Origin of the sequence: Kitasatospora sp. MAA4, assembly GCF_029893355.1 — a bacterium.
Classification (GTDB): domain Bacteria; phylum Actinomycetota; class Actinomycetes; order Streptomycetales; family Streptomycetaceae; genus Kitasatospora.
Genome location: NZ_JARZAI010000002.1, coordinates 228,135 through 246,648, shown reverse-complemented (window position 1 = coordinate 246,648; position 18,514 = coordinate 228,135). Strand labels below are relative to the sequence as shown.

At 72.9% G+C, this 18,514-nt stretch carries 20 protein-coding genes and 1 riboswitch; of the genes, 8 read left to right on the top strand and 12 right to left on the bottom strand.

The window, feature by feature from the left end:
* Nucleotides 1–77: 77 nt before the first annotated feature.
* Nucleotides 78–1,697 (bottom strand): amidohydrolase, encoded by a 1,620-nt coding sequence (locus P3T37_RS03445; RefSeq protein WP_280721885.1) that lies wholly within the window; start codon nucleotides 1,695–1,697, stop codon nucleotides 78–80.
* A 56-nt stretch (nucleotides 1,698–1,753) separates the two neighbouring features.
* Complete coding sequence (locus tag P3T37_RS03440; RefSeq protein ID WP_280721884.1) at nucleotides 1,754–2,194, bottom strand: Lrp/AsnC family transcriptional regulator; 441 nt, start codon at nucleotides 2,192–2,194, stop codon at nucleotides 1,754–1,756.
* 213 nt (nucleotides 2,195–2,407) lie between these two features.
* Here P3T37_RS03440 and P3T37_RS03435 point away from each other — a divergent pair, with 213 nt between their 5' ends.
* Nucleotides 2,408–2,878 (top strand): hypothetical protein, encoded by a 471-nt coding sequence (locus P3T37_RS03435; RefSeq protein WP_280721883.1) that lies wholly within the window; start codon nucleotides 2,408–2,410, stop codon nucleotides 2,876–2,878.
* A 61-nt stretch (nucleotides 2,879–2,939) separates the two neighbouring features.
* On the opposite strand, the gene P3T37_RS03430 is transcribed toward P3T37_RS03435, so the two are convergent.
* The gene (locus P3T37_RS03430; RefSeq protein WP_280721882.1) at nucleotides 2,940–4,103 is read right to left on the bottom strand and encodes an acyl-CoA dehydrogenase family protein; all 1,164 of its coding nucleotides are present in this window, start codon (nucleotides 4,101–4,103) and stop codon (nucleotides 2,940–2,942) included.
* Nucleotides 4,104–4,331: 228 nt separating this feature from the next.
* Between P3T37_RS03430 and P3T37_RS03425 the strand changes: the two genes are divergently transcribed.
* Nucleotides 4,332–4,943: an AAA family ATPase gene (locus tag P3T37_RS03425; RefSeq protein ID WP_280721881.1), complete on the top strand. Its 612-nt coding sequence runs from the start codon at nucleotides 4,332–4,334 to the stop codon at nucleotides 4,941–4,943.
* Nucleotides 4,944–5,281: 338 nt separating this feature from the next.
* Nucleotides 5,282–7,270 (top strand): AAA family ATPase, encoded by a 1,989-nt coding sequence (locus tag P3T37_RS03420; RefSeq protein WP_280722111.1) that lies wholly within the window; start codon nucleotides 5,282–5,284, stop codon nucleotides 7,268–7,270.
* An 18-nt stretch (nucleotides 7,271–7,288) separates the two neighbouring features.
* Here P3T37_RS03420 and P3T37_RS03415 read toward each other — a convergent pair whose 3' ends face one another.
* The 9 genes from P3T37_RS03415 to P3T37_RS03375 all read right to left on the bottom strand — a co-directional run bounded on the left by P3T37_RS03415 (nucleotide 7,289) and on the right by P3T37_RS03375 (nucleotide 14,701).
* A complete protein-coding gene (locus P3T37_RS03415) occupies nucleotides 7,289–8,338 on the bottom strand; it encodes a hemolysin family protein (RefSeq protein ID WP_280721880.1) in 1,050 nt (349 codons plus the stop codon).
* Nucleotides 8,335–9,657, bottom strand: a complete 1,323-nt coding sequence (locus P3T37_RS03410) for a hemolysin family protein (RefSeq protein WP_280721879.1) — start codon at nucleotides 9,655–9,657, stop codon at nucleotides 8,335–8,337. Before P3T37_RS03410 ends, P3T37_RS03415 begins: the two co-directional genes overlap by 4 nt.
* Before the next feature lie 171 nt (nucleotides 9,658–9,828).
* Nucleotides 9,829–10,293, bottom strand: coding sequence for a PH domain-containing protein (locus P3T37_RS03405; protein WP_280721878.1), 465 nt, complete (start codon nucleotides 10,291–10,293; stop codon nucleotides 9,829–9,831).
* Between the two features lie 27 nt (nucleotides 10,294–10,320).
* Nucleotides 10,321–11,166, bottom strand: a complete 846-nt coding sequence (gene hisG, locus P3T37_RS03400; RefSeq protein WP_280721877.1) for an ATP phosphoribosyltransferase — start codon at nucleotides 11,164–11,166, stop codon at nucleotides 10,321–10,323.
* Between the two features lie 49 nt (nucleotides 11,167–11,215).
* On the bottom strand, nucleotides 11,216–11,488 hold the full coding sequence (locus P3T37_RS03395; protein WP_280721876.1) for a phosphoribosyl-ATP diphosphatase: 273 nt from the start codon (nucleotides 11,486–11,488) through the stop codon (nucleotides 11,216–11,218).
* 111 nt (nucleotides 11,489–11,599) lie between these two features.
* Nucleotides 11,600–12,085, bottom strand: a complete 486-nt coding sequence (ribH, locus tag P3T37_RS03390) for a 6,7-dimethyl-8-ribityllumazine synthase (protein ID WP_280721875.1) — start codon at nucleotides 12,083–12,085, stop codon at nucleotides 11,600–11,602.
* Nucleotides 12,086–12,129: 44 nt separating this feature from the next.
* Nucleotides 12,130–13,401 (bottom strand): bifunctional 3,4-dihydroxy-2-butanone-4-phosphate synthase/GTP cyclohydrolase II, encoded by a 1,272-nt coding sequence (locus tag P3T37_RS03385; protein ID WP_280721874.1) that lies wholly within the window; start codon nucleotides 13,399–13,401, stop codon nucleotides 12,130–12,132.
* On the bottom strand, nucleotides 13,398–13,985 hold the full coding sequence (locus tag P3T37_RS03380) for a nicotinamide mononucleotide transporter family protein (protein WP_280722110.1): 588 nt from the start codon (nucleotides 13,983–13,985) through the stop codon (nucleotides 13,398–13,400). Before P3T37_RS03380 ends, P3T37_RS03385 begins: the two co-directional genes overlap by 4 nt.
* 56 nt (nucleotides 13,986–14,041) lie before the next feature.
* Nucleotides 14,042–14,701: a riboflavin synthase gene (locus tag P3T37_RS03375; RefSeq protein WP_280721873.1), complete on the bottom strand. Its 660-nt coding sequence runs from the start codon at nucleotides 14,699–14,701 to the stop codon at nucleotides 14,042–14,044.
* A 178-nt stretch (nucleotides 14,702–14,879) separates the two neighbouring features.
* Nucleotides 14,880–15,007: riboswitch (FMN riboswitch) on the bottom strand.
* Between the two features lie 145 nt (nucleotides 15,008–15,152).
* On the opposite strand from P3T37_RS03375, the gene P3T37_RS03370 reads away from it, so the two are divergent.
* The 5 genes from P3T37_RS03370 (at nucleotide 15,153) to P3T37_RS03350 (ending at nucleotide 18,394) form a co-directional block, all read left to right on the top strand.
* Nucleotides 15,153–16,292, top strand: a complete 1,140-nt coding sequence (locus tag P3T37_RS03370; RefSeq protein ID WP_280721872.1) for a hypothetical protein — start codon at nucleotides 15,153–15,155, stop codon at nucleotides 16,290–16,292.
* 92 nt (nucleotides 16,293–16,384) lie between these two features.
* Nucleotides 16,385–16,894 carry a DinB family protein gene (locus tag P3T37_RS03365; RefSeq protein ID WP_280721871.1) on the top strand — a complete coding sequence of 170 codons (510 nt, stop codon included), beginning with the start codon at nucleotides 16,385–16,387 and terminating at the stop codon, nucleotides 16,892–16,894.
* A gap of 3 nt (nucleotides 16,895–16,897) precedes the next feature.
* Entirely contained in the window at nucleotides 16,898–17,338 is a 441-nt protein-coding gene (locus P3T37_RS03360; RefSeq protein ID WP_280721870.1) for a hypothetical protein, read from the top strand.
* A gap of 33 nt (nucleotides 17,339–17,371) precedes the next feature.
* The gene (locus P3T37_RS03355) at nucleotides 17,372–17,683 is read left to right on the top strand and encodes a hypothetical protein (RefSeq protein WP_280721869.1); all 312 of its coding nucleotides are present in this window, start codon (nucleotides 17,372–17,374) and stop codon (nucleotides 17,681–17,683) included.
* A gap of 204 nt (nucleotides 17,684–17,887) precedes the next feature.
* Nucleotides 17,888–18,394: a hypothetical protein gene (locus tag P3T37_RS03350; RefSeq protein WP_280721868.1), complete on the top strand. Its 507-nt coding sequence runs from the start codon at nucleotides 17,888–17,890 to the stop codon at nucleotides 18,392–18,394.
* Nucleotides 18,395–18,514: the final 120 nt, after the last annotated feature.

Genomic DNA, 18,514 nt, shown 5'->3' with positions numbered 1-18,514 from the left:
GGGGCCCGGCGGGTATCCGACGACGGTACCTCCCGCCGGAGGCCACCGGTAGTCGCGGTCAGGTGAGAATCCCCAGGTCAGCCGGGACGTCCGAGCTGGTGGACGGTCCGCCCGCGGACCACCGTGCGCAGACAGGTCGGCAGCGGGCCGCCCGGGGTGAGATCGGGCAGGCCAGGGGTGCCGGAGCGGGGGTCGGTGGACCAGCCCGCCACCCGGGAGTCCGGCGCCTGAACGACGAGGTCGCCGGTCTCCCAGACCGCGTAGCTGGCCGGTGCGCCCGGCACCAGCACGCCCTCGTGGTCGCGGCCGATCGCCCGCCAGCCGCCGCGGGTGTGCGCGTTGAAGGCGGCCCGCACCGAGATCCGGTGCTCGGGGGTGCGGTGGAAGGCGGCGGCGCGCACGGTGCCCCAGGGGTCCAGCGCGGTGACCGGCGCGTCCGAGCCGAAGGCCAGCGGCACGCCGGCCCGCAGCAGCGCCGCGAACGGGTTGAGTCCCGCCGCCCGCTCGGCGCCCAGGCGCTGCACGTACATGCCGTCCGGACCGCCCCAGGCGGCGTCGAAGGCCGGCTGCACGGAGGCGACCAGGCCGTACTCGGCGAAGGCCGCGACCGCCTTGTCGTCCAGCGCCTCGGCGTGCTCGACCCGGTGCCGCAGCGCCTTGACGGCGGGCAGGCCGAGCCGGGCGACCGCCGCGCCGACGCCGGCCAGCACGGCGCCGAGCGCTGCGTCGCCGATCGCGTGGAAGCCGGCCTGGAGGCCCGCCTCGGTGCAGGCGGTGACGTGGTCGGCGACCTGATCGGCCGTCAGATAGGCGGTGCCGGTGTGCTCGGCGTCCCGGTAGGGCGCGTGCAGGCAGGCGGTGTGCGAGCCGAGCGCGCCGTCCACGAAGAGGTCGCCGCCGGCGCCGACCGCGCCGAGCCGCCGGGCGGTGGCCACGCCGCCCAGCTCGCCCCAGTAGCCGTAGACCTCCGGGCCGTCGTGTTCGGCGGCCAGTGCGAGCAGCGCGGTGAGGTCCTGCTCCGAGGAGATCTCCGGTCCGGCGCACTCGTGCAGCGAGCCGATGCCGAGGGCGGCGGCGCGCTCCAGGGTGGCGAGCTGGGCGGCGCGGCGCTGAGCGTCCGTCAGGCGGGCCAGGGCGGTGCGGCGGACGGCGTGGTGGGCGTCGCGGGTGAGCGGGGCCTCGGGGTGGAAGCCGGGCTCGGCGTCCAGGCCCGGGGTGAGCGCGCGCAGGGCGGTGGAGGCCAGGGCCGAGTGCACGTCGGTGCGGGAGAGGTAGATCGCGGCGCCGCCCGCCGCGGCGTCCAGCTCGGCGCGGGTCGGCGGACGGCCCTCGGGCCAGCCGCTCTCGTCCCAGCCGTGGCCGATCAGCACGCCGCCCGCTGCGCTCTGGGTCGCGGCGAACGCGGTGATCCGGGTGAGCGCCTCGGCGAGGGTGGGGCAGCCGGTGAGGTCCAGTCCGGTCAGCGCGAGGCCGGCCGAGGTGGCGTGCACGTGGGCGTCCACGAAGGCGGGGGTGACCAGCGCACCGGCGAGGTCGACGACCTCGTCCGCGACCGAGGCGTAGCCGTCGGCGGCGCCCTCGCTGCCGACCCAGGCGACCTGTTCGCCCTCGATCAGCATCGCGGTGGCGAAGGGGTCGGCCGGGCTGTAGACGGTTCCGCCGCGCAGCAGCACGGTGCGGGAGGTGCGTTCGGTCATGGGCACTAGTCTGCACCCGGTTTGTCCGCCCCTCGGACACTGGGGCCGGAGCGGGGCTAGAGCTTGGGCGGCCGGGCCTCGTAGGGCGTGGAGAGCACCACGGTGGTCCGGGTGGAGACCCCGGCGGCACTGCGGATCCGGGCGAGCAGGTCCTCCAGGTCGCCGGGTGCGGAGACCCGGACCTTGAGGATGTAGCTCTCGTCACCCGCGACGCTGTGGCAGGCCTCGATCTCGGGCAGCGGGGCGAGCCGGTCGGGCACGTCGTCCGGGGCGCTCGGGTCAAAGGGCTTGACCGAGATGAAGGCCGTCAGCGCGAGGTCGACGGCGTCGGGGTCGATGATCGCCGAGTAGCCGCGGATCACCCCTCGCTGCTCCAGCCGGCGGACCCGCTGGTGCACGGCCGAGGTGGACAGGCCGGTCGCCTTGCCCAGGTCGGTGTAGCTCATCCGCCCGTCCTGGACGAGCAGCTGGACGATGCGTTGGTCGAGATCCTCCACAAGACGTCAACCTACCCCAGATCCCCGACCCGCTCGGCCCACTCGGTCGCGCCCCCGCGGGTCCACTGGTGGCACATGCCAGGGGAATGTGGCCAACGCCACACCGCAGTGCATCACCCTGCCGTCACCTGCAGGGTTATGAGCCCCCGTCGGCGGGAAGTGCTCGTGTTGGCCCCGGCCGAGCCGGCCCGGCCAGATCCAAAGGGGGATCAGATGCCTGCAGCTGACCAGCGCGCCCTCAGCGCCGACGGCACCCGGAACGAGCTCGACGGGCCGGAGGGCGAGGAGCTCTCGCCGGGCCTCGACCGCGCTCCGGGATCCGACCCCGGCGAGCCCGAGTCCTGGGAGATCTTCCGCGTGCACTGCCCGGAGTGCGACCGGCCGATCGCCCTGGTGGGCGAGGAGGAGCGACTGCCGCAGCATGCGGTGCTGCGGACCGCCTGGCACCCGTTCTCCCCCGCGCTCTGCCCGGGGTCGGGACTGCCGGCCGACGACCTGGAGGAGACCGGCCCCGAACCGGGTGCCGACACCGACACCGCGCTCGCTCTCCTGCTGACGCGGCCGGCCGAACTGGACTGGCGCACCCAGCCGTTCTCGCACGCGGGCGGCCCGGGCGCGGCGCCGGGCACGCACCGGGTGCCGCCGATGCGCAAGGCCCCGGCCGGGCGGCTCGTGCGGCACTAGGGAATGAGTCGGGCCCGGCACCGGAAGTCGGTGCCGGGCCCGCCTCATGCTCGGAGCGCGGTCAGCCCTTGGTGAGGTGGCGGCCGATCACCAGGCGCTGGATCTGGTTGGTGCCCTCGACGATCTGCAGCACCTTGGCCTCGCGCATGAAGCGCTCGGCCGGGAAGTCCTGGGTGTAGCCGTAGCCGCCGAGCACCTGCACCGCGTCCGTCGTCACCCGCATGGCGGTGTCGGTACAGAACAGCTTCGCCATCGCGGCCTCCTTGGAGAACGCGAGGCCGCCGTCGCGCAGCCGGGCCGCGGCCAGGTAGAGCGCGCGGCCGGCCTCGATCTGGGTGGCCATGTCGGCGAGCATGAAGGACAGCCCCTGGAAGTCGGCGATCGGACGGCCGAACTGCTTGCGGGTGCGGGCGTAGTCCACCGCGAGGTCCAGCGCCGCCTGGGCCACGCCGATCGCGCAGGCCGCGATGCCGAGGCGGCCGGAGTCCAGCGCGGAGAGCGCGATCTGGAAGCCCTGGCCCTCCTCGCCGATCAGCCGGTCCGCGCTCAGCCGCACACCGTCGAAGTGCATCTGCGCGGTGGGCGAGCTCTGCATGCCCATCTTGTGCTCCGGCGGCGCGGACGACAGGCCGGCGCTGTCGCCCGGGACGAGCAGGCAGCTTATGCCGCGCGGGCCGTCCTCGCCGGTGCGCACCAGGGTGCTGTAGAAGTCGGCCTGGCCGCCGTGGGTGATCCAGGCCTTGGTGCCGCTGACCACGTACTCGTCGCCGTCCCGGTCGGCCCGGGTGCGCAGCGCGGCCGCGTCCGAGCCCGACTGCGGCTCGGAGAGGCAGTAGGCGCCCAGCTGCGCGCCGCCGAGCATCCCCGGCAGCCAGCGGGAGCGCTGCTCGGCGCTGCCGAAGGTGGCCAGTGCGTGGCAGGACAGCGTGTGCACGCTCACCCCGAGGCCGACCGCCAGCCACCCGGACGACAGCTCCTCCAGGACCTGGAGGTAGACCTCGTAGGGCTGCTCGCCGCCGCCGTCGGCCTCCGCGTAGGGCAGCGAGAGCAGGCCCGCCTCGCCCAGCGTGCGGAAGACCTCCCGCGGGAAGCGACCGGCCGCCTCCTCCTCGGCTGCCCGGGGAAGCAGTTCACGGTCGACCAGGTCGCGAGTGAGCGCGAGCAGTTCGCGGGCCTCGTCGCTCGGCAGCTGACGTTCCACGGGCTTGGGGGGTGCGGCGTTCATGAGGGTGGGTCGCCTCCTCGATCGGGCCCCGGGGTCTGGGGCACGGCGCATTGGGGGGTACGGGGTGGCTCGGCCGCCACCGCTGTCAGCAGTAAACGGTCGTTCACACAGCTGGCGATGCGAGTATGCCCGATCCCGGGCCGCCCGTCACGAGCTGCCTGACCTGGGCATCCTGCGGCTGGTCAGCGGCCCGCCGCAGGCCCGCGTCGGGCACGTAGAGTGGCGGGCATGGATCACCCGGACGGCCTGGCAGCGCTCGCCGACCAGCTGGGGGCGCTGCCGCCGTCCTGCGGACCCGTCCGGCTGGTCGCCGTGGACGGCCACGCGGGTTCCGGGAAGACCACCTTCGCCGACCGGCTGGCCCGCGCGCTGGGCGGAGCGCCGGTGGTGCACCTGGACGACCTGGCGACGCACGAGGAGCTGTTCGAGTGGACCGGGCGGCTGCGCGCTCAGGTGCTGGAGCCGCTGGCGCGCGGGGAGCGTGCCAGCCATCAGGTCTACGACTGGGTGAGCCGGCGCTTCGCGGGGGCGCGCGAGGTGGCACCCGCGCCGGTCGTCCTCGTCGAGGGGGTCGGCGCCGGACGCCGCGCGGTGCGGCCGCTGCTGGCCGCGCTGATCTGGATGGAGCTGCCCGCCGAAGCCGCCCGCGCCCGGGGCGAGTTGCGCGACGGGCCGGAGCTGGCCGCGTTCTGGGAGCGGTGGTCGGCCGCCGAGGCGGCGCACTTCGCGCAGGACCCCAGTCGGCCGTACGCCCAGCTCCTGGTGGACGGGCGGACCGGTCGGATCACCCGGACGGCCGTACGCCGTGAAGTGGTTGACCAGGTTCCAGGGAGCAACTAGGTTCTCCTCGCAGTGGGAATAGTTGAGCCCGCAACCATAGACCCGGCACCTCCGACTCGTCCCCCGTGAGCCGGAGGTGCCGTTCTGCTGCCCCAGGTCCAAATCCTTTGTGCGCATTGACCGTTCGTTCACATACCTGGTGCGGCACCCTTCCGGATCAGCCCGGCGCCGGTACGATGAAGTGCAGGCGCATATGCGCCCCGGGGGCGCGGTGCTGACATGCATGCCAGCAGGCGGCCGCGTCTCGGTGCACACCACGGGGGGCGTGAGTGACCACTGTCGACAGTTCCGGCACCACGGGTCCGCACGGACCGGCCGACCGCGCATGGCTGCGCGCCATGGACGCGTACACGGCTGGCTCCTACGCCCGCGCCGAGGAGGAGTTCCGGACCGCCGTGCGGCTCGACCCGGGCATGGCCGACGCCTGGCTCGGCCTGCACGCCCTGCGCTGCGACACCTCGGGCGCGCTGCTCGCCATGCACCGGCACAAGAAACGTTTCGGCGAGCAGCGCCGCCACCACCAGCGGCCGCTGAGCTCCTGGTACTGGCTCGGCTGGTGGGTCCAGCCCGTCCTGGAGGACGCCCGCGACCTCGCCCTCGCGCACGCCTCGCACTGGTTGGACGGCCGGCACCTGGCCGAGCTGGACCGCGCGCTGGACCAGTGCCCGCCGGCCGACCAGGACGCCTCGGTGCGCTTCCTGCACGCCTGCCGCTCCTACCTGCTCAAGGACTGGGAGCAGCTCATCCGGGACACCGACCAGCTGCTCGACGACCCGCTGCTCGGCATCGAGGCCGGCCTGTTCGGCGGGATGGCCCGGGTCCGGCTGGACATGTGCGCGCAGGCGCAGTCCCCGCTCGCCGCCTCGCTGACCCGCTGCCGCTCCGAGCAGCCGCAGCGCAAGGAGCTGCGGTACTGGCTGGCCCGGGCGTACGAGGGCGCCGGGCGAAGCGCCGCCGCCCTGCCGCTCTACCGGGCGGTGCACCGCGCCGATCCGGCGTTCATGGACACCGCCGCCCGGCTGGCCGCGATCGCCGCCGAGGACGGGCTCGGGCTGCTGGACGAGCTGCCCGGCTTCACCGTCGTGGAGGACGCCGCCGACGCCCTGGGCGCCGCGGACTCGGCCGAGCCGCCGACCGCCGCGTTCGAGGCGCTGGCGATGGACGGACTGGACGGGCTGGACGGACTGGAGGGGCTGGAGACCTTCGACGGGCCGGGCATCGCGGACGCCCAGGAGCGCGCAGACCAGCTGGCCGAGCCGCTGGAGGCCACCGACACCGACGAACCGGACGCGGGCCCGCTGCAGCTCGGCGGTCGGCCGGGCGGCCCGGGACGCTCCGAGTCGGGGCCCGGCTTAGCTCCCGGTTCGGGATCCGGGGATGCCGCGCCGAGCGCCGCCGCCGCCGTCCGGGAGAACCTGGCCGCCACACCTGCCGAGGGCGGCGGCCCCGCACCCGTCGGCTCCCCCGCGGGCCGGCGCCAACTGGACGCCGCGCTCGCCGCGTTGGAGCAGATGGTCGGCCTCGACCCGGTCAAGCGCCAGGTCCGGGCGCTCTCCGCACAGCTGCGGATGGCCGGGTTGCGCGCCGACCAGGGCCTGCCGGTCCAGCCGCCCAAGCGCCACTTCGTCTTCTCCGGCCCATCCGGCACCGGCAAGACCACGGTGGCGCGGATCCTCGGCCAGGTCTTCCACGCGCTCGGCCTGCTCTCCGGCGACCACCTGGTGGAGGCCCAACGATCCGACCTGGTCGGCGAGTTCCTCGGCCAGACGGCGGTCAAGGCGAACGAGCTGATCGACTCCGCGCTGGACGGCGTGCTCTTCATCGACGAGGCCTACAGCCTCGCCAACTCCGGCTACAGCAAGGGCGACGCCTACGGCGACGAGGCGTTGCAGGTGCTGCTGAAGCGGGCCGAGGACAACCGGGACCGGCTGGTGGTGATCCTGGCCGGCTACCCCGAGGGGATGAACCGCCTGCTGGCGACCAACCCCGGCCTCAACTCCCGCTTCACCACCCGGGTGGACTTCCCCAGCTACCGCCCGGCCGAACTCACCGCCATCGGCAGCACCCTGGCCGCCCGGGACGGCGACGGCTGGGACGAGGACGCGGCCGAGGAGCTGGCCAGCATCTGCGCCCACGTGGTCGCCGAGGGCTGGATCGACGACCTCGGCAACGGCCGGTTCATCAGGACCCTGTACGAGAAGTCCTGCGCCTACCGCGACCTGCGGCTCTCCCAGGCCCGCAGCCTGCCCGGCCGCGAGGACCTGGCCACCCTGCGGCTGCCCGACCTGGTCCAGGCGTACGGCGAGCTGATCGACGGCCGCAGCTGAGAAGCCACGGCAGCCGGTCTACGCCCGCTCGGCGGCGGTGTGCCGGTGGTCCGGGTCGTGCATCTCGCCGACCAGCTCCTCCAGGACGTCCTCCAGGGTGACCAGGCCCAGCGTGCGCCCGTCCGGCGCGGTCACCGCGGCCAGGTGCGCGGCCGCCCGGCGCATCGCGGTGAGCGCGTCGTCCAGCGGGAGCCGCTCCCCCACCACCGTCATCGGCCGCCACAGCCGCACCGGGACGGCGGCCTCGCGGTCCTCCGCCTCCAGCACGTCCTTGACGTGCAGGTAGCCGAGGAAGTCACCGGAGTCGCCGACCACCGGGAAGCGGGAGAAACCGGTGGACACCGCCAGCTCCTCGACCTGGCGGGCGGTCACCGAGGAGTCCACGGTGACCAGCCGCGACATCGGCAGCAGCACCTCGGCGACCGGGCGGTGGCCCAGCTCCAGGGCGTCCTCCAGGCGTTCCTGCTCGCCCTTCTCCAGCAGCCCGGCGGCCCGCGACTCGGCCAGGATCCAGAGCAGTTGCTCGCCGTTGTAGACCGACTCCACCTCGTCCTTCGGCTCGACCCCGAAGATCCGCAGCACCAGGTTGGCGAAGGCGTTCAGCAGCCGGATCACCGGGTTCAGCAGGCGGGCGAGGCGGTCCAGCGGCGGGCCGAGCCAGAGCGCGGCGCGCTCCGGCGTGGCCAGCGCGATGTTCTTGGGCACCATCTCGCCGATCACCATGTGCAGGAAGACCACCAGGGCCAGCGCCAGCGCGTAGGCGATCGGGTGGATCAGCGCCGCGGGCAGGCCGAACGCGTGGAACGGGGTCTCCAGCAGGTGCGCGATGGTCGGTTCGGCGAGCGCGCCGAGCAGCAGCGAGCAGACCGTGATGCCCAGTTGGGCGGCGGCCAGCATCGCCGAGACGTCTGTGAGCGCGTGCAGCACGGTGCGCGCGCGGCGGTTGCCCGCGTCCGCGAGCGGCTCGATCTGGCTGCGGCGCACCGAGATGACCGCGAACTCGGCTCCGACGAAGAACGCGTTGCCGAGCAGCAGCAGGGCCGAGGCGAGGAGTTGGACGAAGATCACCGCTGGCCCTCCATCCCGCCGAGCCGGACCAGCCGGACCCGGGTCGTGCGGTGCCGGTCCACCGCCTGCGCGGTCAGCTCCCAGCCGGGCAGCTGGGCGCGTTCGCCGGGCTCGGGGATCTTGCCGAGCAGATCGGCCAGCAGTCCGGCCAGCGTCTCGTACGGGCCGTGCGGTGCGACCAGGCCGATCGGGCCGAGCTGGTCGATCCGGACCCGGCCCTCGGCCAGCCAGGCCGGCCGACCCTCGACGGGCGGCACCGAGAGCAACTCCGGGACGTCGCCCGGGTCGTGCTCGTCCTGCACCTCACCGACGATCTCCTCGACGATGTCCTCCAGGGTCACCACACCGGCCGTCCCGCCGTACTCGTCGATCACGATCGCCATCGGCGTCCGACTGCGCAGCTGATCGAGCAGCCGCTCGGCCGGCAGGGTCTCGGGGACCAGCAGCGGCACGCCGGCCAGCTGCGCGATCCGCACGCTGGCGCGCTGCTCGGGCCGCACCGCCAGGGCGTCCTTGAGGGTGACCGTGCCGGTGACCTCGTCGAGGCTGTCCCGGTAGACCGGGAAGCGGGAGAAGCCGGTGGCCCGGGTGAGGTTGACCACGTCGGCGGCGGTGGCGTCCTGCTGGAGCGCGGCCACGTCCACCCGCGGGGTCATCACGCTCTCGGCGGTCAGCTCGGCCAGGCCGAGCGAGCGCACGAAGAGCAGCGCGGTGTCCTCCTCTATGGCGCCCGCCCGGGCCGAGTGCCGGGCGAGGAAGGCCAGCTCCCCGGGGGTACGGGCGTGCGCCAGCTCCTCGGTCGGCTCCAGGCCGAGCGCCCGGACCAGCCGGTCGGCCGAGCCGTTCAGCGCCGTGATCACCGGTCGGCAGGCGGTCGAGAAGATCCGCTGCGGTCCGGCCACGGCACGGGCCACCTGGAGCGGGCGGGAGATCGCCCAGTTCTTGGGGACCAGCTCGCCGATCACCATCTGCACGACGGTGGCCAGCAGCATGCCGACGACCACCGCCACCCCGGTGGCGGCCGAGGAGGGCACGCCGATCCGTGCGAGCAGCGGGCCGAGCAGCGTGGAGAGGGCCGGTTCGGCCAGCATGCCGACCACCAGCGAGGTGACGGTGATGCCCAGCTGCGCACCGGAGAGCTGGAACGACAGCCGGCGCAGCGCCGCTCGGACGCCGATCGCCCGGCGGTCGCCGCCGGCGGCGGCCCGCTCCACGGCGCCGCGGTCGACCGTGATGAGGGAGAACTCGGCGGCCACGAAGAGGCCGTTGGCGAGGATGAGCAGAACGGCCGCGAGCAGCATCAGCCAGGCGGTGATCACAGTGCCGCCTGCTCTCCGTGCTGCGGGAGGGAGGCGGCGGGGGTACTACCGGACGGATCGTCCATCGAGGGGAGGGTTCACTCCTCAGGTCGCGGGCGGGCGGGGCTGCTTTGCCCCGGCTTTACCAGCGTAGACGATACCTGTGCGCATTCGGTTCTGGTGTTCTAGGGGCTAACGAGCCGCGCTGGGCTCCGACGCGGCACCGCGTGCCTCGACGAGGTCGCGCAGCCCGAGCGCGGCCCGGACGGCCTGCTCGCGCCCGCCGCCCGGCTGGATGCCGACGGCTGCCAGCGAGGTGCCGTCGGCCAGGTCCAGGGTCACCCACGGATCACCCTGACGGAGGTTCACCCGGACGATCTGCGCCCAGTGCAGCCGCCGGGTGCGCACGAAGTTCACCACGGTGATCCCGTCCGCATCGGCGACCACCTCGGGGCGCGCGAGCATCGCACCGGCCCCGGCGAAGATCAGACCGGTGGTGATCAGGGCGGCCCGGTCGTTGAGCTGCCAGCTGGCCGGGAGCGCCAGCGCGACGGTGACGAAGACGACCACGATCAGTCCGCTGACCGGGAGCAGCACCGCGCGGTTGCGGCGCGGCGCCCAGGTCACGGGCAGGGTGGGCAGGTCGGCGTCAGGCATGGCGGTGGCGCTCCCGGAACAGGCTGATCAGAGACGGCAGGCGTGGATGTTGGTCACCAGGATGGCCCGGGCGCCGATGCTCCAGAGGTCGTCCATGATCCGCTGGGCCTCCTTGCGGAGCACCATTGAACGGACCGCCACCCAGCCCTCGGTGTGCAGCGGCGAGACGGTCGGCGACTCCAGGCCGGGCGTCAGGGCGACCGCGTCGGTGACCTTCTCGGCGCGGATGTCGTAGTCCATCAGCACGTAGCGGCGGGCCACCAGCACGCCCTGCAGGCGGCGCAGGAACTGGTCGACCCCGGCGTCCTGGCCGGCGCCCTTGGGGCGGATCACCACGGCGTCGGAGATCAGGATCGGCTCGCCGAAGACCTCCAGACCGGCGTTGCGCAGGCTGGTCCCGGTCTCCACCACGTCGGCGATCACGTCGGCGACACCGAGCTGCACCGCGGTCTCGACCGCGCCGTCCAGCTTGGTCACCGTCGCCGTGACGCCGTGCTCGGCCAGGTGCTGCTCGACCAGGCCGGTGTAGGAGGTGGCGATCCGCAGGCCCTGCAGGCCCTGGACGTCCTTGGGCGAGCCGACCGGACCGGCGAAGCGGAAGGTCGAGCCGCCGAACCCGAGCGCGAGCACCTCCTCGGCGTTGGACGCCGAGTCGAGCAGCAGATCGCGGCCGGTGATCCCGACGTCCAGCCGGCCGGAGCCGACGTACACCGCGATGTCGCGGGGGCGCAGGAAGAAGAACTCCACCTGGTTGTCCGGGTCGACCAGGACCAGTTCCTTCGGGTCCTTGCGCTGGCGGTATCCGGCCTCATGGAGCATCTCCGCCGCGGGACCCGAGAGCGAACCCTTGTTGGGGAGGGCGATGCGCAGCATGAGAGGGGAATCCTTCGCTTGGTCGCGGATGGGGTGGGACGGCACTGCTTCAGAGATAGGCGTAGACGTCGTCGAGCGTCAGCCCGCGGGCGATCATCATCACCTGAACGTGGTACAGGAGCTGGGAGATCTCCTCGGCGGTCTGCTCCTGCGACTGGAACTCAGCCGCCATCCAGACCTCGGCGGCCTCTTCGACCACCTTCTTGCCGATGCTGTGGACGCCCTGCTGGACGAGCTGAGCCGTACGGGAGGACGAGGGGTCGCCGGTGGCGGCCTTCTGCTGGAGCTCGGAGAAGAGCTCCTCGAATGTCTTCGAAGCCATGATGGACTCACCTTACGTGCTGGACCTGGACGGACGGTAAACAGTCCCGGACCGTGGACAGTCCGCTGGACGGTCGGCCGTCCCTCCGGCCCACCGGGTGAGACTCGGGTCTCAGTGCCAGGGCTCGGAGACCGAGCGCAGCATGGCGGCGGTGGCGACCGCGGCGGTGACCGCCTCGTGGCCCTTGTCCTCGGCCGAGCCCGGCAGACCGGCCCGGTCCACGGCCTGCTGCTCGTTGTCACAGGTCAGCACGCCGAAGCCGACCGGCACCCCGGTGCTCACGCTGACCTCGGTGAGGCCCAGCGCCGCGGCCTGGCAGACGTAGTCGAAGTGCGGCGTGCCGCCGCGGATCACCACGCCGAGCGCGACCACCGCGTCGTAGCCGCGCCCGGCCAACTGCTTGGCCGCAACCGGGAGTTCGAAGGTGCCGGGGACCCGGACGATGGTCGGCTCCTCGATCCCCAGCTCCTTGAGGGCGCGCTGCGCGCCGTCCAGCAGGCCGTCCATCACCTTGGTGTGCCACTGGGCGGCGATCACCGCGACCCGCAGGTCCTGGCAGTTCTTGACGGTCAGCTCGGGTGCTCCGTGGCCGCTCACTGGTATCTCTTCCTTCGTCCGCGAATGTGTGGTGTGGAGGGGGATCAGGCGTTGCCGAGCCACGGCAGGTCGTGGCCCATCCGGTCGCGCTTGGTCAGCAGGTAGGCGAGGTTGTGCACGCCCGCCTCGACCGGGATCGGCTCCCGGCCCTTGACCTTGAGGCCGTGCTCGGTCAGCGCGGCAAGCTTGTCGGGGTTGTTGGTGAGCAGCGTCAGCGACCGCACGCCGAGGTCGGTGAGCATCTGCGCACCGATGCTGTAGTCGCGGGCGTCCGCGGGCAGCCCCAGGTCGAGGTTGGCGTCCACGGTGTCACGCCCCTCCTCCTGGAGCTGGTAGGCGCGCAGCTTGTGGGCCAGGCCGATGCCGCGGCCCTCGTGGCCGCGCAGGTAGAGCACCACGCCGCGGCCGGCGGCGGCCACCTTGGCGAGCGAGACCTGGAGTTGGGGGCCGCAGTCGCAGCGCAGCGAGCCGAGCACGTCGCCGGTCAGGCACTCGGAGTGCACCCGGACCAGCACGTCCTCGCCGTTCGGCAGCAGTCCGTCGGCGTCCAGGCCGCCCGCGACCAGGGCGATGTGCTCGATGCCGTCCAGCGTGCCGCGGTAGCCGACGGCCGTGAACTCGCCGTAGGCGGTGGGCAGCGAGGTGACGGCGACGCGGTCCACGTGCAGCTCGGTGCGGCGACGGTAGGCGATCAGGTCCTCGATCGAGATGATCGCCAGGCCGTGCTCGCGGGCGAAGGCGACCAGTTCGGGCAGCCGGGCCATCGTCCCGTCGTCGTTGACCACCTCGCAGATGGCCGCGGCCGGGGGCAGGCCGGCCAGTCGGGCCAGGTCGACGCCGGCCTCGGTGTGGCCGGGGCGCACCAGCACGCCGCCGTCCATGGCGCGCAGCGGGAAGACGTGGCCGGGGCGGGTGAAATCGCCCGGGCCGGAGGCCGGGTCGCCCAGCAGGCGGACGGTCATCGCGCGGTCGACCGCCGAGATGCCGGTGGCCTCCACGTCGCGGGCGTCCACCGAGACGGTGTAGGCGGTGCCCTTGCGGTCCTCGTTGACCCGGGTCATCGGGGGCAGCGCGAGCCGGTCGGCCTCGGCGCCGGTCATCGGGACGCAGATCACGCCGGAGCTGTAGCGGATGGTGAAGGCGAGCAGTTCGGGGGTCGCGGCCGAGGCGGCGAAGATGATGTCGCCCTCGTTCTCGCGGTCCTCGTCGTCGACCACGATCACGGCCCGGCCGGCCGCGATGTCGGCGATGGCGCGCTCGATCGGGTCCAGGCTGAGGTCCGGGCCGAGGCTCTGGGCACTGTCTTGGGTACTCATGCTGTGGCTCCCTGGAGGGTCGCAGTGGAGGAGGTCCGGGGGGTGCGGGTGCTCAGCCACCAGGTGCGCAGTCCGAGCAGGACCAGGACGAAGTAGATGCTGTAGGTGAGGCCGGAGAAGGCGTAGCCGCTGTTGAAGGCGAGCGGGACGCCGACCACGTCGACGGCGATCCAGGCGATCCAGAACTCCACCCAGCCGCGGGCCTGGGCGACCATCGCCGCCAGTGTGCCGACGAAGATGTAGGCGTCGGACCACGGGCTCCAGGACATCCAGGAGTAGTGGGTGAAGAGCAGTGCCACGCCCACCGTGGCCAGCGCGGTGGCGCCGACCAGCACCGCACGCTCGGTCCAGTTGGCGAACCGCACCTGGACCTCGCCGGTGTCGCGGCGGCCGCGCTGCCACTGGAACCAGCCCCAGATCGCGGTGACGATCACGATCACCTGCTTGCCCGCGAGGCCGGACAGGTGGCCCGTCGCGAAGGCTCCGAACAGCACGACCCCGGAGAGGAGTTGGGCCGGCCAGCTCCAGATCGAGCGCCGCCAGCCGAGCGCCAGCGCGCCCAGGCCCAGCAGGTTGCCGATCATGTCGGTCCACTTCACGTGTTCGCCGAATATCGAGAAGGCGACACTGTTGAGCCAGTTCACGAGGCGTCCTTCGAGATCGCCGGAACGGTACGGGAGTCGAGCAGGCGCTCGACGTACTTCGCCAGGACGTCGACCTCGAGGTTGACGGGCTCGCCAACGGCCCTGGCACCCAAGGTGGTCAGAGCGAGCGTGGCGGGGATCAGGCTGACCGTGAAGCTGTCCGCGGCGGCCTCGACCACGGTGAGGCTGATGCCGTCCACGGTGATCGAGCCCTTGTCGACCAGGTAGCGCGAGATGCTCTGCGGGAGCGAGAAGCGCAGCACCTCCCAGCGCGGCTTGCCCTCGGCGTCGAGCTCACCGGGCGAGCGCTCCAACAGCCTGCCGGTGGCGTCGACATGGCCCTGGACGAGGTGTCCGCCGAGCCGGGCGCCGAGCGCCATGGCCCGCTCCAGGTTGACCCGCGAGCCGGCCACCAGCGCGCCCAGGCTGGACCGCTGAAGAGTCTCCGCCATCACGTCCGCGCTGAACTCGCCGCTGTCCGCGGCCAGTTCCTCAGGGCTGTCGACAACGGTCAGGCAGACGCCGTTGACCGCGATGGAATCGCCGTGCCGGGCACCGGTACAGACCACCGGGCCGCGCAGACGGATGCGCGAGGAGTCGCCGAACTCCTCGATGGAGACGACCTCGCCGAGCTCTTCGATGATGCCGGTGAACACCCGGGTTCTCCTCGCGCTGTAGGGGCGCGGACTCCGGGGCGGCAAAGAACGGGAGATGACACGGATCGGTAGTGACAGGTGTACGCGGTCAACTCCACTCCGTCGCCGAAGAAGAGAGCCCTGGCCGTGCACCTTGAACACGGACCCCGAGAGGGACCCGTGGCACTGCTCGATCCGTCGCGCACGCCTCCCATCCGGACTTTAACCGTCGGTCCAGGAGTTTCACCTGGTCAACCGGCCGCTGGCTGCGGACGGGTCGCGGACTGTAACCGCCGGTTCGGATTTTCACCGACCCCGGAGTGCGCTGAACGTCACTGCTACTACTGCGCTCATTGTGCCACGGCCCGCAACCGTTCAGGGAGAGGGAGACGTTGTGGTCTGTTTCACTCATCCTCCCGGGAATGTCGGGGGTTGCGCCTACGATGCGGAACAACCCAAGGGGAGGATTCCAGTGAAGCACCAACTTCGGGGCCTGAGCCGGACGATAGGGCTCGTCGCCTTACTCTCGATGATCGCTGCGGGCACCGGCGTGGCGGACGCCGCCGGCGTCCGCAGCGCCGCACCCGCCACCGTCTACGACGGCACGACCGCCCTCGGCTCCACCTTCTTCCCGTCCTCGGTGGTCGTCGCCCCGGGCGGGCGGCAGGCCTTCGTCGGCGTCACCGCCACCAGCACCGGCCCGACCGGCTACAGCGCGGCGCTGGACGTCCTCGACACCACGACCGGCGCCGTGACCGCCACCATCGCGCTCCCCGCGCCCTCCTCGGAGGTCATCGAGCAGCTGGGGTTCAGCCCCGACGGGAGCCGGCTCTACGCGCTGACCGGACAGACCCTGTCGGTCGTCAACACCACCACCGACACCGTGCTCACCAGCGTCACCGCGCCCGCGCAGACCACCGCCCAGGGCTGGCTCCAGGGCACCCTCAGCGGCCTGGCGGTCAGCCCGGACGGCAGCTCGGTCTACGTCAGCCAGAGCGGCGCCACCGCCTACCGCCAGAACGGGCCCGCGCGACTGCTGGTCTTCTCCACCGCGGCCTCGGCCTTCACGACCTCGGTGCAGCTCCCCGGCGCATACGGGTACGCGGACGACGTGCTCGTGCGCGGCAACGGCCGGGACGCCTACGTGAGCACCGGTGCCGGCCTGGTCCACGTCGCCGTCGGCGGCGCACAGCCCACCGTGGTCGCGACCGTCGCGCAGCCCGCCAGCGAGCACGGCACGGACGGCGCGGTGATCAGCCCCGACGGCACCAAGGTCTACGCCATCGCCAACGGCACCGGCCTGGTGCACGTGATCAGCACCGCCACCGACACCATCACCAGCACGATCACCGTCGTCAGCGGCTACGCCGACCTGCGCTACCCGACGGTGAGCAGCGACGGCAGCACGCTGTACGCGGTGAACGACGACGTCAGCAACGGCCCGTCGGTGGCGGTGGCCGACATCGCCACCGGCCGGCTCGGCGACCCGCTCACCGACCTCGACGCCGACGAGATCTGGGGCGCCGCGCTCAGCGCCGACAGTGGCACGCTCCTGCTGGCGGGCACCTCCGCCGACAGCGGCGGCCTCCTGCAGTTCCAGCCGACCAGCTGAGATCCGGCCGGTGGCGGGGTGCGCGGCAGCCGCGCACCCCGCCACCGGTCTCTGTTTGCGCGGGCGCAGTGATCGTTGGAGGATGCGGAGCCATGACCACCGAACGCATCGGCCCACCCCTGGTCGGCGGCGAGCGCGAGATGCTGCGCGCCTTCCTCGACTACCACCGCGCCACCCTCGCCATGAAGTGCGACGGCCTCTCCGACGAGGAGCTGCGCCGCCGGTCGAGTCCGCCCTCGACACTCACCCTGCTGAGCCTGGTGCGGCACATGGCCGAGGTGGAGCGCACCTGGTTCCGCATCGTGATCAACGGCGAGACCTCGCTCCCGCTGGTGTGGTCCGAGGAGATGGACTACCAGGTGGCGTACGACGCGAGTTCGGCCACCCGCTCGGAGGCGTTCGCGGCCTGGCAGGCGGAGGTCGAGCACTCCCGCCGGATCGAGCGGGAAGCCGAGTCGCTCGACGTGACCGGCCACAACGCCCGTTGGGGCCAGGACGTCTCGCTGCGCATGGTGATGCTGCACATGCTCCACGACTACGCCCGGCACAACGGTCACGCCGACTTCCTGCGCGAGGCGATCGACGGCACCGTCGGCGCCTAGGAGGTGGGGGCCTACGGGCTCTGCGCCCCCGCACTGACGCACGAAGGCGAGGCGAGGGAAGCCGCCGAGGAGGACGACTCGGTGCTCGCAGAGGACGCGGTGCTCGCGGAGGACGCGGACGACGCGCACGACACGGACGGCCTGGCGCTGGAGCCGGAGCCGGAGCCCGACCCCGAGGCCGACTTCGTCGAGGCGGAGCCGGAGGTGAAGGACCCGGACCCCGAGGCCGAGTGGGACGACGAGGACGAAGAGGCGGACGAGGCGGACGACTCCGAGGACGAAGCGCTCCCCGAGGGCGAACCGGAGGACTCGCTGCCCGATGCGGAGGCCGAGGTCGAGGTCGAGGTCGACGTGGAGGCGGACGCGGACGTGGACCCGGACGTCGACGTCGACGTGGAGGCCGAGGTGAGCGGGCTCGGGGTCACGGTGGCGCGGGTGTCGTGACTGCCGGAGCTGCCCACCGGCCGGGAGATCGCCTTGCCGCTGTCCTGGTCGACGATCACGATCACGATCACCGGCGTCGGCGCCGGTTGGACGATGACCACAGTGTTCGCGTGGAACGAGGGCCAGGCGGTACCGCTGAAGGTCGGCGCCACGTTCAGTACGGCCGGCGGCAGCAGCGGGTTCCCGCAGGCGCAACGCGTCCGCAGCACACCGCGGTTGTCCACCAGCACCGCGGTGCCGGCCTGCAGCACGGACTGGAAGCCGTTGGCCACGCCGTTCGCGAAGCCGTGGTTGGTGACCCGGGTGTCCACCCGCAGCACCACGGGGGTCAGCGACTGCAGGTAGGAGGCGATGGAGTCCTGCGGGATGCCCTCGACCTGGGCCCATGCCCTGCCCTTGTCCGAGTGCGTGGTCAGGAAGTCGGAGAGCTGCCCGACGTCGCAACTGGCGGTCCGCTCGGTGCCGCCGTAGAGGCCGACCGAGCCGCCATCCACAGTCCCGCCGGCGCCGGTCGGCAGGACCGAGACGGCCGCCGCGGACGGCGCGCCGGTGGTCGTGGTCCGTGCGACGGCGACCGAGGCGGTGAACGGGTTGGGACCGGGCACGGTGGCCGACTGCAGCATCACCTGCGGCGAGGCGGCGGTTGCCTGGTTGCCGGTGCTCTTCGGCTGCCGCTCGGCCAGCGCGATGCCCACCCCGGCGGCGATCACGACGGCACCCGCGGCGGCCAGCAGCGCACGCCGTCGCCGCCACCACGGCTGGTGCGGCCCGCCACCGCTGCCCGACGCGCTGACCAGCGTGCGCGGCGGCGGCCCAGCCGGCGGCTGCGCCGACCCGACGGACGTCGGCTCCCCGGCCGCACCCGAGGACGGCGGTCCCGGCGGCCCGCCGGGCTGCGGGCCCGGCTGCGGTCCCGACGGCGGGCCGGGCACCTGCCCCGAGGGCGGCGGACTCCACGGGGGCCCGGACGGCGGACCCGAGGGCGGACCGGACGGCGGCGGCGGACCGGCCGCCCCGGACGAGCCCGAGGACCCTGACGGTTCCTCGGGCGACTGACCGGACGGCTGGCCTGACGGCGTTTCGGAGCTCACGGGTCATTCTCTGCGTGCGTCCGGGCCACCCCGCAACCGCAACCGACCTCACGAACCGCCACCCCATCGGGCCACTGCGCCCCCG

Coding starts and splice junctions, on each gene's coding strand:
- P3T37_RS03445 (WP_280721885.1), bottom strand. CDS start 1,697: ATGACCGAACGCACCTCCCGCACCGTGCTGCTGCGCGGCGGAACCGTC.
- P3T37_RS03435 (WP_280721883.1), top strand. CDS start 2,408: ATGCCTGCAGCTGACCAGCGCGCCCTCAGCGCCGACGGCACCCGGAAC.
- P3T37_RS03430 (WP_280721882.1), bottom strand. CDS start 4,103: ATGAACGCCGCACCCCCCAAGCCCGTGGAACGTCAGCTGCCGAGCGAC.
- P3T37_RS03425 (WP_280721881.1), top strand. CDS start 4,332: ATGGATCACCCGGACGGCCTGGCAGCGCTCGCCGACCAGCTGGGGGCG.
- P3T37_RS03420 (WP_280722111.1), top strand. CDS start 5,282: ATGGACGCGTACACGGCTGGCTCCTACGCCCGCGCCGAGGAGGAGTTC.
- P3T37_RS03405 (WP_280721878.1), bottom strand. CDS start 10,293: ATGCCTGACGCCGACCTGCCCACCCTGCCCGTGACCTGGGCGCCGCGC.
- hisG (WP_280721877.1), bottom strand. CDS start 11,166: ATGCTGCGCATCGCCCTCCCCAACAAGGGTTCGCTCTCGGGTCCCGCG.
- P3T37_RS03395 (WP_280721876.1), bottom strand. CDS start 11,488: ATGGCTTCGAAGACATTCGAGGAGCTCTTCTCCGAGCTCCAGCAGAAG.
- P3T37_RS03385 (WP_280721874.1), bottom strand. CDS start 13,401: ATGAGTACCCAAGACAGTGCCCAGAGCCTCGGCCCGGACCTCAGCCTG.
- P3T37_RS03380 (WP_280722110.1), bottom strand. CDS start 13,985: ATGATCGGCAACCTGCTGGGCCTGGGCGCGCTGGCGCTCGGCTGGCGG.
- P3T37_RS03365 (WP_280721871.1), top strand. CDS start 16,385: ATGACCACCGAACGCATCGGCCCACCCCTGGTCGGCGGCGAGCGCGAG.